Genomic DNA, 17,717 nt, shown 5'->3' with positions numbered 1-17,717 from the left:
GATCAGGCCCCCACCCCAGCGCGTCCCGCGCGATCACTGGCGCATATTAACCTCACGGTTTTGAGCTCCGTGTCAGGTCAATGTCACCGTTCCGTCGCAACTTGGACCATCGACCGTGAAGATGGTTGCACCGGGGAGCGAAGATCAGTCGACTGCGCTGCCGGTCTTCCACTCCTTCCAGCCCATGTTCCAGCCGCCGAGTCCGTTGTCGGGGGCCACCTTCTTGTCGTTGCTGTGGACGACCTCGACGACGTCCCCGATGAGGCTGCGGTCGAAGAACCAGCCCGCCGGGGTGCCGGAGCTGCCGCCCTTCACGTCCCGCAGCCCCACGCAGCCGTGGCTCACGTTGGTGTTGCCGAAGGCGTCCGGCGCCCAGTAGTTGCCGTGCAGGAAGGTTCCGGAGTCGGTCAGGCGCATCGCGTGCGGGACGTCGGGGATGTCGTACTCGCCGCCGAAACCGACGGTCCGGCTGTTCATCCGGGTCACCTCGAGCATCTCGGTGACGACCATCTTCCCGTTGTACGTCGTCGTCCTGGGCGCACCGGCCGTGATCGGAACCGTGGCCAGGAGGTTGCCCTCACGGCGTACCTCCATGGTGTGGGCGCGGGCGTCGACGAGGGACGTCTGGTTGCGGCCGACAGTGAACGAGAAGGTCCTGGACTGGAGTCCGTACACGCCGGGTGCCCCTTCGACGTCGCGCAGCCGCAGCGCCACGGTGACCTTCGTGCCGGGCTTCCAGTAGCGCTCGGGACGGAAGTCGACGCGTCCGCCGCCGAACCAGTGCGCGCGGATCTCGACCGCGGGCCGCGCCTGGACGCGGATGGCGCGTTCGACGGCGGCCCGGTTCTCGACCTCCCGGTTGAACTCGAGGGAGACGATCATCCCGGTGCCGACGACGGAGCGGTCCTCCGGGGTGACGTACCCGATGAACCGCTCGTCGGGGACGGCCGTGGTGAACGTGGTGTGCCGGGCCGAGCGGTGCCCGTCGCCGTCCAGGGCCACCGCGTCCACGGTGTACTTGGCGGCCAGGGCGAGCCGCGCGTCGTCCGGTCTCCAGGACAGGCCGTCGTCGCTGATGTGTCCCGGTACGGGTGACTCCCGGGCGTCCTGGGACTTGACCACCTTCACGGACTCCAGGCGACCGCCGGGCACCCGTACCAGCAGTGCCTCCCGCGGTCGTACGCCCTTGGAGTTGTCGTCGGGCGAGACGTGGATGACGTCCTTCGGCGACCGTGGTTTGCCGAACGCCTCCCCGATCCCGTCCGAGATCCCGCCGGAGGTGCAGCCGGAGGCTCCGGCCAGCAGACCGGCCCAGGTCAGTACGGCGGCCAGCGCGGCCCCTGCGCGCCGCGCGCGCGTGTGTACGTGCTTCACAAGGGACCCAACGACGCCGCCCCTCCGGGGAAACGTGAGTGCGAGCCACGCTCTGGGCAGAACAGTGGGGAGGACGACGCGCCACGGAGCCGCGGCCGGGACGCCGTGCACCCTTTTCCGTGCCGTTCCATGAGCCGTGGGAGGCTGACCGGTGTCGAGCGCACCCGAGCAGGAGGCGGTCCACGAGGGACGCGCCGCGGGCGGCGGGCTGCCCGCGCAGACCGTCACGGACCCGGCGGGGCCGCCCGCCGCACCGCCCGCCGTCGTGCCGGCGCCCGCGGACCCGGCGGTGGAACCGGCCGCTCCCGCGCTGAACGGCTCACGGCGCCCCGCGGCGCCTCCCGTCGGCGCCTGGCCGGGTGCCCCGACCCCGCTCGGAGCACGCTTCCGGGTCGGCCCCGACGGCACCACGGGCACCAACTTCGCCCTGTGGGCGGGCGGCGCGGAGGCCGTCGACCTGTGCCTCTTCGACGAGGAGGGCGCCGAGACCCGCGTCCCGCTCACCGAACTCACCCACGAGATCTGGCACGGCTTCGTCCCCGGTGTGCTCCCCGGCCGCCGCTACGGCTTTCGGGTGCACGGCCGCTGGGACCCGTGGACCGGCGCCCGCTGGAACCCGGCGAAGCTGCTCCTGGACCCGTACGCCCGTGCCGTGGACGGCGACTTCACCCTGCCGCCCGAGGTGTACGGCCATGTCCGCGACTGGCCGCAGCAGCAGGTCGCCGACACCGTGCGCGACGACCGCGACTCGGCGCCCCTCGTCCCCAAGGGCGTCGTCGTCCAGGACGACGACGACTGGTCGGACGACCACCGCCCCAAGACCCCGTGGGCGGACTCGGTCATCTACGAACTGCACGTGCGCGGATTCACCCGTCTGCACCCCTCGATCCCCGAGGAACTGCGCGGCACGTACGCCGGACTGGCGCACCCGGCGGCCATCGAGCACCTGGTGAACCTCGGGGTGACGGCGGTGGAGCTGCTGCCGGTGCACCAGTTCGCGCACGAGGACCACCTGCTGCGCCGGGGCATGAAGAACTACTGGGGCTACAACTCGATCGGCTACTTCGCCCCGCACGCGGGCTACGCCGCCTCCGGGACGACCGGCCAGCAGGTCGGCGAGTTCAAGCGGATGGTGCGCGCGCTGCACGCGGCGGGGATCGAGGTCATCCTCGACGTCGTCTACAACCACACCGCGGAGGCGGGCGAGCTGGGCCCGATGCTGTCGCTGCGCGGCATCGACAACCGGGGGTACTACCGGCTCCAGTCCGACGCCCGGCGCTACGCGGACTACACGGGGTGCGGCAACACCCTGCACGTCGTGCAGCCGCAGGTGCTGCGGCTGATCACGGACTCGCTGCGGTACTGGGTGACCGAGATGGGCGTCGACGGCTTCCGCTTCGACCTGGCGGCCGCCCTGGCCAGGTCCATGCACGACGTCGACATGCTGTCGCCGTTCCTCGCCGTCATCGCCCAGGATCCGGTACTGCGCCGGGTCAAGCTGATCGCCGAGCCGTGGGACGTCGGCTCCGGCGGCTATCAGGTCGGCGCCTTCCCGCCCCTGTGGACGGAGTGGAACGACCGTTACCGCAACGCCGTTCGGGACTTCTGGCGCGGTGCGCTGCCCGACGTACGGGATCTGGGCTACCGCCTGTCGGGCTCGAGCGACCTGTACGCCTGGGGCGGCCGGCGCCCGTACGCCTCCGTCAACTTCGTGACCGCGCACGACGGTTTCACCCTGCGCGACCTCGTGTCGTACGAGCGCAAGCACAACGAGGCGAACGGCGAGGGCAACCGGGACGGCACCGACGACAACCGGGCCTGGAACGGCGGAACGGAGGGCGAGAGCACGGACGACGGCCTGCGGGCCCTGCGACGGCGCCAGTTGAGGAACCTGCTGACCACGCTGCTGCTGTCGACCGGGGTGCCGATGCTGGTCGCCGGGGACGAGTTCGGGCGCACCCAGCGGGGCAACAACAACGCCTACTGCCAGGACAACGAGATCAGCTGGGTCGACTGGTCGCTGCTGGACGACCCCGACTGGCGGGCACTGTTCGAACTGACGTCCCGTCTGATCGCGCTGCGCCACGCGCATCCCGTGCTGCGCCGCCGGGCCTTCTTCTCCGGGCGGGCGCACTCGGCCGACGGACTGCGGGATCTGGCCTGGTTCACCGCGCGGGGCACCGAGATGACGGAACGGGACTGGTACGCGCCCGCCGCGACCCTCGGCATGTATCTGTCCGGCCGGGACATCCCCGGACGGGACGCGCGGGGCGCCCCGGTCGTCGACGACAGCTTCCTCGCCGTGCTGCACGCCGGGGACCGGCCGGCCTCCTTCGACCTGCCGGGGGCGCCCTGGGCCGCGGCGTACGAGGTGGTCGTGGACACCTCGCGCGAGGATCAGACGGCGGCGCCCGCGCTCACGCACCGGGCGGGCACGGCGATCACGGTGCCGGCGCGGTCCGTGCTGCTGCTCAGGGTCCGCTGAGGGCACGGCCCCCCGCGGAGAGGCGGGCTGGGGCCGCGGCCCCTCGGGGTGCGGGCTGAGGGCATGGCCCCTCGGGGTGCGGGCCGGGGGCGGGCGCCCTCCCGAGGTGACATCAGCCGATCGGCCGACGCGGCGGTACGACCGGCCGGACGCCCGCCCGCCCGCCCGGGGAGCGTTTCGAACGATTCAGGTGCGCCCAAAAACTCGGTGGGCACTGTCAGTGGTGAAACGTAGGCTCGCTCATGATGACCACATCCGATGCAGCCGCCGCGGACCACCCCGACCGTTCGACCGTACGCAGCCTGCTGCGCCTGTGGCCGTATGTACGCCCGGTGCGGACGCGGCTGTTCGGCGCGGCGTTCGTCGCCGTCGTCGCGTCCTGTCTCGCGCTCGTGTTCCCGCTGATCCTGAAGTGGATGGTGGACGGCCCGGTCGCCGGGCACGACCCGGCGGGTGTCTGGCTCGGGGCGCTGTATCTGCTGCTGCTCGGCATCGCCGAGGCCGTTCTGTTCGGGCTGCGCCGATGGCTGGTGGCCCGCCCGCTGGCCAGTGTCGAGGCGGCGATGCGGGCCGATCTGTACCGGCATCTGCAGCGCCTGCCGGTCGCCTTCCACGACCGCTGGGCGTCGGGCCAGCTCCTCTCCCGGGCGACCACCGATCTGATGCTGGTCCGCATGTTCCTGGCGTTCCCGCTGACCTTCCTGCTGGTGAACGGCGTGACGATCACCGCGGGCATCGCCATCATGCTGGCCCAGCAATGGACCCTCGGACTGGTGCTGCTCGCCCCCGCCGTCCCCGTCATGATCGTCTGCTGGTTCTTCGAGCGGCGCTACTCGGAGGTGGCGCGGCGGGCGCAGGACCAGGTCGGCGACCTGACGACGGTGGTCGAGGAGAGTGTGCTCGGCATCCGGATCATCAAGGGGTTCGGGCGCCATCGCAGCCAGGCGCGCGCGTTCCGCGAGCTGTCCCGGACCCTGCGCGGCACGGAGCTGGTCAAGGCCCGGCTGCTCGCCTCCATCTGGGGCGTCATCGTCACCCTGCCCGAGTTCGCCATCGGCGCCGCCCTCGTCCTCGGCACGGTCCAGGTCGCCGACGGCCGTCTCTCCGCCGGCACGCTGGTCGCGTTCCTGTCGACCGCGCTCGCCCTGCGCTGGCCCGTCGACTCGATCGGCTTCCTCCTCGCGATGAGCCAGGAGGCCGGGACGGCCACGGAGCGGTACTTCGAGGTCATGAACGCGACGCCGGAGTCGGACGGCACGGCCGCGCAGGCCCCCGTGACCGGACCGGTGAAAGCGCGGGAATCCACGGCCGGGGCCGCCAGTGACAGCGACGCCACGGCCGCGCGGGACGCCGGCGAACCGGCCGGGCAAGGCTCCCGCGCGGCCGACGGCGAGGGCGGACTGCGGTTCCACGGCGTCGAGTTCCGCTATCCCGACGCCCCCGCGGACGCACCCCCGGTGCTGGCCCGCATCGACCTGCACGTCCGCCCCGGCGAGAGCATGGCGCTCGTCGGCGCCACCGGCACCGGCAAGACCACCCTCACCGCGCTCGTCCCCCGCCTGCACGAGGTGACCTCCGGCCGGATCACCCTGGACGGCCGGGACATCACCGGGATGCCCCGCGAGGAGCTGCGCGAACTCGTCGCCGTCGCCTTCGAGGAACCCACCCTCTTCTCGGCCACGGTCGGCGAGAACGTCCTGATGGGCGCCCCCGGGACCGCCGGCCGCGCGGAGCTGGACCGTGCCCTCGCCGTCGCGCAGGCCGACTTCGCGCACACGCTGCCCCAGGGCACGGGGACGCAGGTCGGCGAACAGGGCCTCAGCCTCTCCGGCGGGCAGCGGCAGCGCCTCGCGCTGGCCCGCGCGGTGGTCGGCCGGCCCCGCTTCCTCGTGCTCGACGACCCGCTGTCGGCGCTGGACGTGCACACCGAGGCGGCGGTCGAGGCCGCGCTGCGCCGGGTGCTGGCGGAGACGACCGCGCTGATCGTGGCGCACCGCCCGTCCACGGTCCTGCTGGCCGACCGGGTGGCCCTGATCTCCGACGGCCGGATCGCGGCGGTCGGCACCCACCACGAACTGCTGCGCACCCATGCCGAATACGCCCACCTGATGTCGGGTGCAGAGGAGGACGGCCGATGACGGCGGCGCCCACGACCACCGCACCGGACAAGGAACCGAACGAGGAACCGGGCGGAGGAACCGGAACGGGTCCCGGCGAGGGACCGGACAGCGGCCGAAGCGGCGGACCGGACGCGGGCCGGGACGACGGAACCGGCAGCGGCACCCACACCGACACCGACGCCGACGCCGACAGCGGCACCGGCACCGGCACCGGCACCGGCACCGGCACCGGCACGGACGACGGACCGGGCGGTCCGCGCCGAAGGGGCCGGGCGGCCCCGGAACCCGAGCCGTACGAGGACGCCTTCGACCACGACACCCTGCCCACTCCCCCGGGCGCGACCGCGACGCTGCTGCGCTCGCTGCTCGCCCCGCTCCGGGCCCGGGTCGCCGTGACCACTGTTCTGCTGCTGCTCCAGCAGGCCGCCGTGCAGGTGGGCCCGCTGCTGGTGGCGTACGCCATCGACCGTGCCGTACCGGCCTTCCGGCAGGACGACCACGGGCCGCTGATCGCCGTGGGCGTCGCCTACCTGCTGTGTGCGGCGGCCTCCGGCGGACTCCAGTACGCCTTCATCATCGCCTCGGCCCGGGTCAACCAGGACGTGCTGCTCGATCTGCGCGGCCGGATCTTCCGGCACGCCCAGGCGCTCAGCATCGACTTCCACGAGCGCTACACCTCGGGCCGGCTGATCTCCCGCTCCACGACGGACGTCGAGTCGCTGCGCGAACTGCTCAGCGAGGGGCTCCAGGAGCTCGTCACCGTCATCCTGTCCTTCGTCTACATCTCGGCGATGCTGCTCTGGCTGGACGTCGGACTGGGCGCGGTCGCGGTGGTCTCCTTCGTGCCGCTGTATCTGCTGATCCGCCGCTACCAGCGCCGCGCGGGCCGGATCTTCGCCGTCCGTTCGACGACGATCGCCGCGGTGATCGTGAAGTTCGCGGAGACGATGAACGGCATCCGGCCGGTGCGCGCGTTCCGCCGGGAGGCCGCCAACGAGGCCGAGTTCGGGGTGCTCAACCGGCGCCACGAGAGGACGAACGGCGACGCCCTGCTGGAGATGGCCCGCTATGTCGTGGGCTCCCGGCTCGTCGCCAACACGGCGGTCGCGGGCATCGTGCTGTGGGGCGCCCACCGGGTGGCGTCGGGTTCGCTGGCGCTCGGTGTGCTCGCCGCGGCGGTCCTCTACCTGCGCCGGCTCTACGACCCCATCGACCGCCTCGGCATGTTCCTGAACTCCTACCAGTCCGCCGCGGCCTCGCTGGAGAAGATCGCCGGTCTGCTGGCCCAGACGCCGTCCGTGCCGGAGCCGTCCGTGCCCCGGCAGCTGCCCGCCCTCGCCTCCGAACACCCCGGCCGCGAGGTCGTGTTCGACGAGGTCCGCTTCGCGTACCGCACGGGCGGAGAGGTCCTGCCCTCCTTCTCGCTCACGCTGCCCGCCGGACAGACGGTGGCCGTGGTCGGCTCGACCGGCGCCGGCAAGTCGACGCTGGCCAAACTCCTGGCCCGGTTCTACGACCCCACCGAGGGCCGGGTCCTGCTCGACGGCGTCGATCTGCGCGAGCTGCCGGTGCCCGAACTGCGGCGCGGGGTGGTGATGGTGACCCAGGAGGCGTTCCTGTTCTCGGGCACGGTCGCCGAGAACATCGCGATCGGCCGCCCCGAGGCGTCCCGCGAGGAGATCGAGCAGGCGGCGAAGGCGATCGGCGCGCACGACTTCATCAGCGCCCTGCCCGACGGCTACGACACGGACGTACGCAAGCGCGGCGGCCGGATCTCCGCGGGCCAGCGTCAACTCGTGGCCTTCGCGCGGGCCCTGCTCGCCGACCCGGCCGTCCTGATCCTCGACGAGGCGACCAGCTCCCTGGACATCCCGGGTGAACGGGCCGTGCAGCGCGCCATGTCGACGGTCCTGCGGGGACGTACGGCGGTGGTCATCGCGCACCGGCTGTCGACGGTGGCGATCGCCGACCGGGTGCTGGTGATGGAGCACGGGCGGGTCGTCGAGGACGGCACACCCGACGGACTCGTCGCGGGCACGGGCCGGTTCGCGGACCTGCACCGGGCATGGCGCGACAGCCTCGTGTAGTGGCGGACGGTCGGGAAGAGGGCGGACGAAGGGGCGGACGAAGCACGATGATCGACACGTACGCGGCGCCGGGGACACCGGACCGCCGGGGCGGCTGGCGGTTCCTGTGGTGGCTGGTCACCCGGCAGACACACCGGTCGGTCACCGGCGCGGCGGTCTCCACCGTGTGGATGGGACTCTTGGCACTGACGCCGTATCTGCTGTCCCGGGCGATCGACGACGGACTGGAGCCGCGCGACGGGGCGGCGCTGGCGGGCTGGACGGCCGCCGTGCTCGGTACCGGAGTGTTCAACGCCGGTCTGGGTGTCGTACGCCACCGCACGATGACCCAGGTCCGGATGGACGCCAACTTCCGTACGGTCAAACTCGTGGTCGAACACGCGGCCCGGCTCGGCGCGGCCCTGTCGCGGCAGATCGGCACGGGGGAGATCATCACGGTCGGCGTGCGCGATGTGGACACGATCGGCAGATCGCTGACCGTCGTCGGACCCGGTCTGGCCGCGGTCGTCACCTACGGCGTCGTGGCCGCGCTGCTGCTGCCGGTCTCGGTGCAGTTGTCGGCGGTGCTCCTGCTCGGGGTTCCGCTGACGGCCGTGCTCGTCGGGCCGTTGACGCTCCGCCTCCAGGGGACCGAGACGGGGTACCGGGAACACCAGGCCGTCCTGACCGCGCGCATCGGCGATCTCGCGGGCGGTCTGCGCGTCCTGAACGGCCTCGGCGGCAAGGGGCTGTTCGCGGACGCGTTCCGCCGTGACGCGCGGAAGCTGCGTGAACAGGGGTACCGGGTCGGCGCGGTGACGAGCTGGATCCAGGCGCTCGGCGTGGGGCTGCCGTCCGTCCTGCTGGCCGCGGTGACCTGGCTCGCGGCCCGGCTGGCCGCCCAGGGAGACATCACCATCGGCCAGTTGGTGTCGGTGTACGGCTATGTCGCGGTCCTCGTCCTGCCGGTGTACTTCTTCATCGACTGCGGCTACGAACTCTCCCGGGGTGTGGTCGCCGCCCGGCGCGTCGTCAGGTTCCTGTCCCTGGAGCCCGTCGCCTCTCCCCCGGACGCGCTCGACGCCCCGGAGTTCCCGGCCGCTCTGCACGATCCGGAGTCCGGGGTCCGGGTGGTCCCGGGACGGCTGACCGTGCTGGCCGGAGCCCGCCCCGACCAGTCCGCGGCCGTGGTCGACCGGCTCGGCCGGTACGCCGCCTCGGACGTGACCTGGGGCGGCCTACGGCTCGACCAGGTCGCGCTGCCCCAGGTGCGCGACCGGATCCTGGTGGCCGAACACGAGGCCGACCTGTTCGCGGGCGTCCTGCGCGACCTGGTCCTGGGACGCCGGGACGCCGACGCGGAGACCGTCGACCGGGCCGTGCGCGCGGCCGCCGCCGACGACATCGTCCTCGGGCTGCCGGGCGGCCTCGACGCGGCCGTCGACGCGCAGGGCCGGAACCTGTCCGGCGGGCAGCGGCAGCGGGTCCGGCTCGTACGCGCGCTCCTCGCGGATCCCGAGGTGCTGCTCGCCCTGGAGCCGACCTCGGCGCTCGACGCCCACACCGAGGCCAAGGTCGCCGCCCGGCTGCGCGCCGCCCGCTCGGGCCGTACGACCCTCGTGACCAGCACGTCACCGCTCGTACTGGACCACGCGGACACCGTCTGCTTCCTCGTCGACGGCAAGGCGGCGGCCACCGGCACCCACCGCGAACTCCTGCGGAGCCAGCCGGGATACCGGTCGCTGGTGGCCCGTGACACGGAGCCGGACGAGGACGCGGGTACGGGTGAGGAAGGGGACGCGGATCCGATGGCGGGCGTGGACGAGGAGGTCGTGCTGTGACGGGCCGGCTGCCGGTGGCGGGGCGCGCCGAGGTGCGGCGGGCGGCGCTACGGCTGATCCGGGCGGACGGACGGGTGTTCGCCGCCGTGCTCGCGCTCAACGCGCTGGCCGCGGGCGCAGGACTGGCCGGCCCCTGGCTGCTCGGGCGGATGATCGACGACGTACGTGACGGCGCGGGTGTCGAGGCGGTGGACGGGCCGGCGTTCGTCATCCTCGTGGCCTCGCTGGTCCAGCTGCTGCTGTCGCGCTGGGCCGGGTACGTGGCGTACCGCTTCGGCGAGCGGACCCTCGCGCGGGTGCGGGAGGAGTTCGTGGAGCGGACTTTGACGCTGCCCGCGTCGGTCGTGGAACGCGCGGGCACCGGGGATCTGACGGCACGCGGCACCGGCGACGTCACGGTGGTGGGCAACACCCTGCGCGACGCGGGACCCCAGCTGCTGATCTCCGGCGCGCAGGCGCTGTTCGTCCTCGTCGCCGTCTTCGCCATCGACCCGCTGCTCGGCGCCTGCGGGGTGCTCGGACTGGCCGGGATCGTGTTCGCGCTGCGCTGGTATCTGCGCCGGGCGCGCGCCGACTATCTCGCCCAGGAGGCCGCCACCTCGGAGGTCGCCGAGATCCTCGCGGCCACGGCGTCCGGCGCCCGCACGGTGGAGGCGTTCGGGCTGCGCGAGACCCGGATCCGGGCGAGCCGGGACGCGCTGGAGGTCTCCCGGGTGACGCGGATGCGGACCCTGTTCCTGCGCAGCGTGTTCTTCCCGGCGGTGGACATCTCGTACATCGTGCCGGTCGTCGCCGTCCTCCTGGTGGGCGGCGCGCTGCACGCCCGGGGCACGCTGAGCCTCGGCACCGTGGTCGCCGCGACGCTGTATCTGCACCGGCTCGCCGACCCGCTCGACCAGATCCTGAACCAGGTCGAGCAACTGCAGAGCAGCGGCGCCTCGTTCGCCCGCGTCGAGGGTCTCGCCGGGGCGCCGCGCACGGTGCCGGCGGGCTCCCCCGTACCGGTGGACGACCGGATCGACGTCACCGGCGTGCGGTACGCGTACGACGGTGGCGGCGAGGTGCTGCGCGGGGTCGATCTGACGGTGCGGCCCGGGGAACGGCTGGCCGTCGTGGGCCCCTCGGGCGCCGGGAAGACCACGCTGAGCAGGCTGCTGGCGGGGGTCGACGCTCCGGGCAGCGGGACGGTGACCGTCGGGCGGGTGCCGGTCGTCGACCTCGACCCGGAGCAGCTGCGCCGGCACGTCGTCCTCGTCACCCAGGAGCACCATGTGTTCCTCGGCACGGTCCGTGACAACCTGCTCATCGCCGAACCGGGCGCCGGCGACGCGGAGTTGTGGGCGGCACTCGCGGCCGTCGGCGCCGACGACTGGGCCGGGGAGCTCCCCGACGGGCTGGACACCGAACTGGGGCCCGAGGCCCTGCGCGTCGACGGCTCACGGGCCCAGCAGCTGGCACTGGCCCGGGTGGTGCTCGCGGACCCGCACACCTTGATCCTCGACGAGGCCACGGCGCTCCTCGATCCGACGACCGCCCGGCACACGGAGCGTGCGCTGGCCACCGTGCTGGAGGGCCGCACCGTCATCGCGATCGCCCACCGGCTGCACACCGCCCATGACGCCGACCGGGTGGCGGTGATGGAGGACGGCCGGCTGACCGAACTGGGCACGCACGACGAACTGGTGGCGGCCGACGGGCCGTACGCGGCACTGTGGCACTCGTGGCACGGGGACGGGAGCCCCTCGCCCGGCTGATCCGCGCCCCCGCGCTCCCTCCCGTGCCGGTCCGTCCCACGCTCCCTCCCGTGCCGGTCCGTCCCACGGCGGACGGGCCGGTGCGCGGCGGGGTCTGTCCGGCCGTTCCCGCCGGACCCCCTGCGCCCGGCACCCCTACGCGGGGCCGTCTCCCTCCGCGGGCTTTCCGGGGTGCTCACGGCCGGGCGTCCCGGCCGCCCGGCGGCGCAGCTCGGTGAGGGCCGCTTCGAGTTCGTCGTCGGCCTGTCGTCGCAGGGCCTCGGGGTCGGGCCCCGGACCGGCCGGCTCTCCGGGCGCGGGCGCGGGGTGCGTGGGGGACGGTTCCCCGCCGAGGAGCCGGTCGTGGATCCACCGGCAGGCCTCGCCCTCGTCGGCGAACCGCTCGAAGACCTGGCGGGTCCCCCGCTCGTGGACGCCCACGGTCCAGTCCCCGTCGTGACCGTCGAGGAAGTAGCGGTCGGCCGCGCGGTGGCGGCCGGGGCAGTCCGCGATCTCGTACGACGTGGCGGGGACCCCGGCCTCTTCGAGGGCCCGGCACAACGCGAACCGGTCCATGCGCTCGGCCTTCCCCCGGGCGGAGCCGGCCCGGTCGTCGCCTGGACCGGCTTCCGCGCGCGTACGTGTGCCCCCGTGAGGGGGGCGGGTCAGTCGTTGGTGCGCACCAGCGTGCCGTTGCTCACGAGGTCCGCCACCGTGGTGCGGGGGATGTCCGGGCAGAACCGGCTCGACGTCACGTACTGGGTGCCGAGGCCGGGCTGCTCGAACCCGGGGGCGGTCTTGCCCGCGCAGACCGTCACATCCTTGGCCAGCCGGTAGGTGTGGTAGTTGTACGGGTACCGCGGGTCCATGGTGTTGAGGCTCGACGGCGGGATGACACGCTTGCCGTACTTGGTGCCCTCCGGGGCGAGGAAGCGGCCCGCCTCGCTGCCGAAGCGGTCGAGCCTGAGGCCGGCGTGGAGCACCAGCGGGGTGGCGAGCACCGTCCCGTTCCGGTGGGTGTAGCCGTCGTCCGGCGGGTAACGCCAGTCGCCCTGGCCCGAGTCGGCGGTGGGGTCCCACCACTTGTCGAGGAACTTCACGGCGGTGAGACGGCCGAGGCGTTCGTAGCGGTCGAGGATGTTCCCCAGCGCGCCCCTGGTCGGCAGCCGGCGGGGGCCCAGCCGCCAGTCACCGCAGAAGAAGAGGCGTTGCAGCCTCGGCGGGACGGGATCCGGCACGAGCCCCCGGCACACGCGCGAGGGGTCGGAGCCGCCCCCGTCCGCCGGCTTCACGTGCCCGGGGGCCGGCTTCGGCCCCGGGGTGGCGGACAGGGCGTGGACGGTGCCGGCCGTACGGCTGTCGCCGGGATGGGCGGCCGCCGCGGACGGGAGGGAGGCGCCGAGCATGAGAGAGCCGGTCAGGCCTCCCAGCGCCGCCAGGCTCGCACACCAATGTGACCTTCTCACCAAACCTCCTGCGGGTGTACCTGTCCGGATCGCACCGCCTCGCCCGGTCGAAGACGCCGGGTACGGACCGGAATGTCGGGGATCACTCAAACCGCAGCGGCGGGAGGCGGGCGAGCGGACGTGCCGGAAAGCCCCCGAAAGGGTCTGGGCTTCATTCCGTTGCTGACGGCGGGCCGGTCATCTGGCGGTACGCGCCGCCGGGCTGGAGTCTCGCGCCGGGGGCATCCGAGGCGTTGGCCGAAACACCGTCACACCGAAGCAGCGTCACGCCGTCACGCCGTCACCCCGAGACGAATACCCGAAGGACAGTCCGTATACCGAACATGACTAACCGGACAACGAACCGTTTCCGGCCATTTTCGTGACGCGGTCCTGACAGAAAGGGTTATCTCCTGCCACTCTTCCCTCGGCAACTTCACAGCAACCTCACAGCAAACCCCGCTGTGTTGTGCCGTACGACCCCATGCACCTGGTTCCGCGTAACGCCCAGTTCTGCCCGGACGGGGTACTCCATCGTCCGGTCTCCCCTGGCCGCGCGACCCGCGGCCATGCAGAAGGAGTCAGTGTTGAGCAGCAGTTCTCCCCACAGACGCACCTCCCACATCACCAAGCGCCGAGTCGCCGGTGTCGCCCTCGTCGGCGTCACCGCCCTGCTGGCCGCGGCCGTCCAGTCGGGCGCCGCGAGCGCCTCCCCCGAGCAGGCCCCCCGGGCCGGCAGGGTCAACCCGGGCGCCGTCTCCATGAAGCTCACCGCGTCACAGCGCGCCGAGCTGATACGCGACGCCGACGCGGCCAAGGCCACGACCGCCCGGGACCTGGGTCTCGGCTCCGGTGAGAACCTCGTCGCCCGTGACGTCATGAAGGACGCCGACGGCACCGTCCACACCCGCTACGAGCGGACGTACGAGGGACTGCCGGTCCTCGGCGGCGACCTGGTCGTCGACACCTCCAAGTCCGGGAAGACCGGGCACATCTACAAGGCGACGAAGGCGTCCCTGAAGGTCGCCACCCTCAAGCCCGCGGTCGCCGCCGCAACGGCGGAGAAGCAGGCGCTGACCGCCGCCAAGGACGCCGGCTCGGCCAAGACCGCCGCCGACCAGGCCCCCCGCAAGGTCATCTGGGCCGCCACCGGCAAGCCCACCCTCGCCTACGAGACCGTCGTCGGCGGCCTCCAGGACGACGGCACCCCCAACGAGCTGCACGTCATCACCGACGCGGCCACCGGCAAGAAGCTCTACGAGTACCAGGGCATCGAGACCGGTATCGGCAACACCCAGTACAGCGGCCAGGTGACCCTGACGACCACACAGTCGGGCTCCACCTACACGCTGAACGACGGTGCGCGCGGCGCCCACAAGACGTACAACCTGAACCACGGGACGTCGGGCACCGGCACGCTGTTCTCGCAGACGAGCGACACCTGGGGCAACGGCACCACGTCGAACGCCGCCACGGCCGGCGCCGACGCGCACTACGGCGCCGCCGAGACGTGGGACTTCTACAAGAACACGTTCGGCCGCAGCGGCATCAAGAACAACGGCGTCGGCGCCTACTCCCGCGTGCACTACGGCAATTCGTACGTGAACGCGTTCTGGGACGACGGCTGCTTCTGCATGACCTACGGCGACGGCTCCGGGAACGCCGACCCGCTGACCGCGCTGGACGTCGCGGGCCACGAGATGAGCCACGGCGTCACCTCCAACACCGCGGGGCTCAACTACTCGGGCGAGTCCGGCGGTCTGAACGAGGCGACGTCCGACATCTTCGGCACCGGCGTGGAGTTCTACGCCAACAACTCGACCGACGTGGGCGACTACCTCATAGGCGAGAAGATCGACATCAACGGCGACGGCACCCCGCTGCGCTACATGGACAAGCCGAGCAAGGACGGCGGCTCCAAGGACTCCTGGTACTCGGGGGTCGGCAACGTCGACGTGCACTACTCGTCGGGTGTCGCCAACCACTTCTTCTACCTGCTGAGCGAGGGCAGCGGCGCCAAGGTCATCAACGGCGTCAGCTACAACTCGCCCACCTCCGACGGGCTTCCGGTCACCGGCATCGGCCGCGACAAGGCGCTGGCGATCTGGTACCGCTCGCTCACCACCAAGTTCACCTCGACCACCAACTACGCGGCGGCCCGCACCGGCACGCTCGCGGCGACGGGTGAGCTGTACGGCACGACGAGCGCCGAGTACACCGCGGTGCAGAACGCCTGGGCGGCCGTGAACGTCGGGACGCGTCCCGGCGGTGGCGGCGGTGGCGGTACGTCGTTCGAGAACACGGCCGACGTATCGATTCCGGACAACGGCGCGGCGGTCACCTCCTCGGTCACGGTCAGCGGCCGTACCGGCAACGCCCCGTCGAACCTCGCGGTGGCCGTGGACATCGTGCACACCTGGCGCGGTGACCTGGTGATCGATCTGGTCGCCCCCGACGGCTCGACGTACCGCCTGAAGAACTTCAGCTCGTCCGACTCGGCGGACAACGTGAACGCGACCTACACGGTCAACGCGTCCTCCGAAGTCGCCAACGGCACCTGGAAACTGAAGGTCCAGGACCAGGCGGCCCAGGACACCGGCTACATCAACAGCTGGAAGCTCACCTTCCCGTAGGCCGCGGCGGAAGTCCGCACGCGAGCAGCGCGCCAGGGCGCCGCCCCGGAGGTTCGACTCCCCGGGGCGGCGCCCTCCTTTGCCCGGACAGGGGTTTGGGTTGACCCGTCCTTGGCGGCGGCCGTCCCGGCAGTCGATCACCCAACTGTTCACCTGATCGACGATTTTCGGCCAAGGTCCTTATGGGCTCCTGACATGTACGCGCCTGGGATGGCACGCTTCACCCCGCACGGCTCACTCGCACCGCAACTTCCCAACCGTTTCTTCGGCCCCCACGCCGTCGGACGCCCCCACTTGAAGGAGTTTGCGTGACCCCCCTCTACGCGCGTCACAAGCGCACCTCTCTGGCCATCGCCACCGCTGTCGCCGCCGGAGCCCTGCTCGCCACCGGTCTGACCACCGGTGCCGCCGCCCAAACCGCGGCACTCCCCACCGGCAAGACCACCCCCCTCGCCGGTTCGCCCCTCCTTCTCTCCGCATCCGCACGCACCGCGCTCATCCAGAAGGCCGACGCCTCCAAGGTCGAGACGGCCCAGCGCATAGGCCTCGGCGCCAAGGAGCAGCTGGTCGTCAGAGACGTCCTCAAGGACGCCGACGGCACGGTCCACACCCGCTACGAGCGCACGTACAACGGACTTCCGGTCCTCGGTGGCGACCTCGTCGTCCACGAGACCAAGGCGGGCAAGACCGAGGGCGTGACGAAGGCGACGAAGACGTCCATCAAGGTCGCCTCGCTCAAGCCGCTCGTCACCACCGCCAAGGCCGAGAAGCAGGCGCTGACCGCCGCCAAGGACGCCGGCTCGGCCAAGACCGCCGCCGACCAGGCCCCCCGCAAGGTCATCTGGGCCGCCACCGGCAAGCCGACCCTCGCCTACGAGACCGTCGTCGGCGGCTTCCAGGACGACGGCACCCCCAACGAGCTGCACGTCATCACCGACGCCGCCACCGGCAAGAAGCTCTACGAGTACCAGGGCATCGAGACCGGCACCGGCAAGACCCTCTACTCGGGCACGGTGACCCTCAACACGACCCTGTCGGGCTCGACGTACAGCCTGACCGACAGCACCCGCGGCAGCCACAAGACGTACAACAAGTCGCACACCACGTCCTCCTCCGCGGGCACGCTGTTCACCGACGCGGACGACGTCTGGGGCACCGGCGCGGCCTCCAGCTCCACCACGGACCAGACCGCGGCCGCCGACGCCGCCTACGGCGCCCAGGCGACCTGGGACTTCTACAAGAACACCTTCGGCCGCAGCGGCATCAAGAACAACGGCGTCGCGGCCTACTCCCGGGTCCACTACGGCAGCGCGTACGTCAACGCGTTCTGGGACGACAGCTGCTTCTGCATGACGTACGGCGACGGCACCAGCAACACGCACCCGCTGACCTCGCTGGACGTGGCCGGCCACGAGATGAGCCACGGCGTCACCGCCAACACCGCGGGCCTGAACTACTCCGGTGAGTCCGGCGGCCTGAACGAGGCGACCTCCGACATCTTCGGCACGGGCGTCGAGTTCGCCGCGGCGAACTCCTCCGACGTGGGCGACTACCTCATCGGCGAGAAGATCAACATCAACGGGAACGGCACCCCGCTGCGCTACATGGACAAGCCCAGCAAGGACGGCGGCTCCGCGGACTACTGGTCGTCCTCGGTCGGCAGCAAGGACGTGCACTACTCGTCCGGCGTCGCGAACCACTTCTTCTACCTCCTCTCGGAGGGCAGCGGTTCGAAGACGATCAACGGAGTCAGCTACAGCTCCTCGACCTACAGCGGCACGACGGTCACCGGCATCGGCCGGGCCAAGGCCCTGCAGATCTGGTACAAGGCGCTGACGACGTACATGACGTCGACGACGAACTACAAGGCAGCCCGTACGGCCACGCTGTCGGCGGCGACGTCGCTGTACGGCTCCGGCAGCACCGAGTACAACGCGGTGGCGGCGGCCTGGACCGGGGTCAACGTCAGCTAGTACGAACGTAATCGAACCGAGGCGGCACCCGGCACAGGACAGCGCCG

General features: G+C 71.9%; 10 protein-coding genes. 7 read left to right on the top strand and 3 right to left on the bottom strand.

The genetic code is table 11. The annotated features are described in order from the left end of the window. Positions 1-144: 144 nt before the first annotated feature. Complete coding sequence (locus OG410_RS28600; protein WP_329301740.1) at positions 145-1,374, bottom strand: L,D-transpeptidase; 1,230 nt, start codon at positions 1,372-1,374, stop codon at positions 145-147. Between the two features lie 151 nt (positions 1,375-1,525). Between OG410_RS28600 and glgX the strand changes: the two genes are divergently transcribed. The 5 genes from glgX to OG410_RS28575 all read left to right on the top strand — a co-directional run bounded on the left by glgX (position 1,526) and on the right by OG410_RS28575 (position 11,640). Further along, the gene (gene glgX, locus OG410_RS28595; protein WP_443063803.1) at positions 1,526-3,859 is read left to right on the top strand and encodes a glycogen debranching protein GlgX; all 2,334 of its coding nucleotides are present in this window, start codon (positions 1,526-1,528) and stop codon (positions 3,857-3,859) included. 245 nt (positions 3,860-4,104) lie between these two features. Continuing rightward, a complete protein-coding gene (locus OG410_RS28590; RefSeq protein ID WP_329301739.1) occupies positions 4,105-5,997 on the top strand; it encodes an ABC transporter ATP-binding protein in 1,893 nt (630 codons plus the stop codon). Then, positions 5,994-8,066 (top strand): ABC transporter ATP-binding protein, encoded by a 2,073-nt coding sequence (locus tag OG410_RS28585; protein ID WP_329301738.1) that lies wholly within the window; start codon positions 5,994-5,996, stop codon positions 8,064-8,066. Before OG410_RS28590 ends, OG410_RS28585 begins: the two co-directional genes overlap by 4 nt. A 47-nt stretch (positions 8,067-8,113) precedes the next feature. After that, on the top strand, positions 8,114-9,886 hold the full coding sequence (locus tag OG410_RS28580) for an ABC transporter ATP-binding protein (RefSeq protein WP_329301737.1): 1,773 nt from the start codon (positions 8,114-8,116) through the stop codon (positions 9,884-9,886). Further along, positions 9,883-11,640, top strand: coding sequence for an ABC transporter ATP-binding protein (locus tag OG410_RS28575; protein WP_329301736.1), 1,758 nt, complete (start codon positions 9,883-9,885; stop codon positions 11,638-11,640). The genes OG410_RS28580 and OG410_RS28575 overlap by 4 nt, the downstream gene beginning before the upstream one ends. A gap of 135 nt (positions 11,641-11,775) precedes the next feature. Here the strand turns inward: OG410_RS28575 and OG410_RS28570 are convergent, their stop codons facing one another. Both OG410_RS28570 and OG410_RS28565 read right to left on the bottom strand, forming a co-directional pair. After that, on the bottom strand, positions 11,776-12,195 hold the full coding sequence (locus OG410_RS28570) for a hypothetical protein (RefSeq protein WP_329301735.1): 420 nt from the start codon (positions 12,193-12,195) through the stop codon (positions 11,776-11,778). Between the two features lie 89 nt (positions 12,196-12,284). After that, positions 12,285-13,085, bottom strand: coding sequence for a TNT domain-containing protein (locus OG410_RS28565; protein WP_329301734.1), 801 nt, complete (start codon positions 13,083-13,085; stop codon positions 12,285-12,287). Positions 13,086-13,651: 566 nt separating this feature from the next. On the opposite strand from OG410_RS28565, the gene OG410_RS28560 reads away from it, so the two are divergent. Continuing rightward, positions 13,652-15,697: a M4 family metallopeptidase gene (locus OG410_RS28560; RefSeq protein ID WP_329301733.1), complete on the top strand. Its 2,046-nt coding sequence runs from the start codon at positions 13,652-13,654 to the stop codon at positions 15,695-15,697. A gap of 308 nt (positions 15,698-16,005) precedes the next feature. Beyond that, positions 16,006-17,670: a M4 family metallopeptidase gene (locus OG410_RS28555; protein WP_329301732.1), complete on the top strand. Its 1,665-nt coding sequence runs from the start codon at positions 16,006-16,008 to the stop codon at positions 17,668-17,670. Positions 17,671-17,717 lie beyond the last annotated feature (47 nt).

It is taken from the genome of Streptomyces sp. NBC_00659, from assembly GCF_036226925.1.
In the GTDB taxonomy this organism is placed as follows: domain Bacteria; phylum Actinomycetota; class Actinomycetes; order Streptomycetales; family Streptomycetaceae; genus Streptomyces.
Note: the sequence above shows the minus strand (reverse complement) of the source record. Positions and strands in the feature narration are given on the sequence as shown.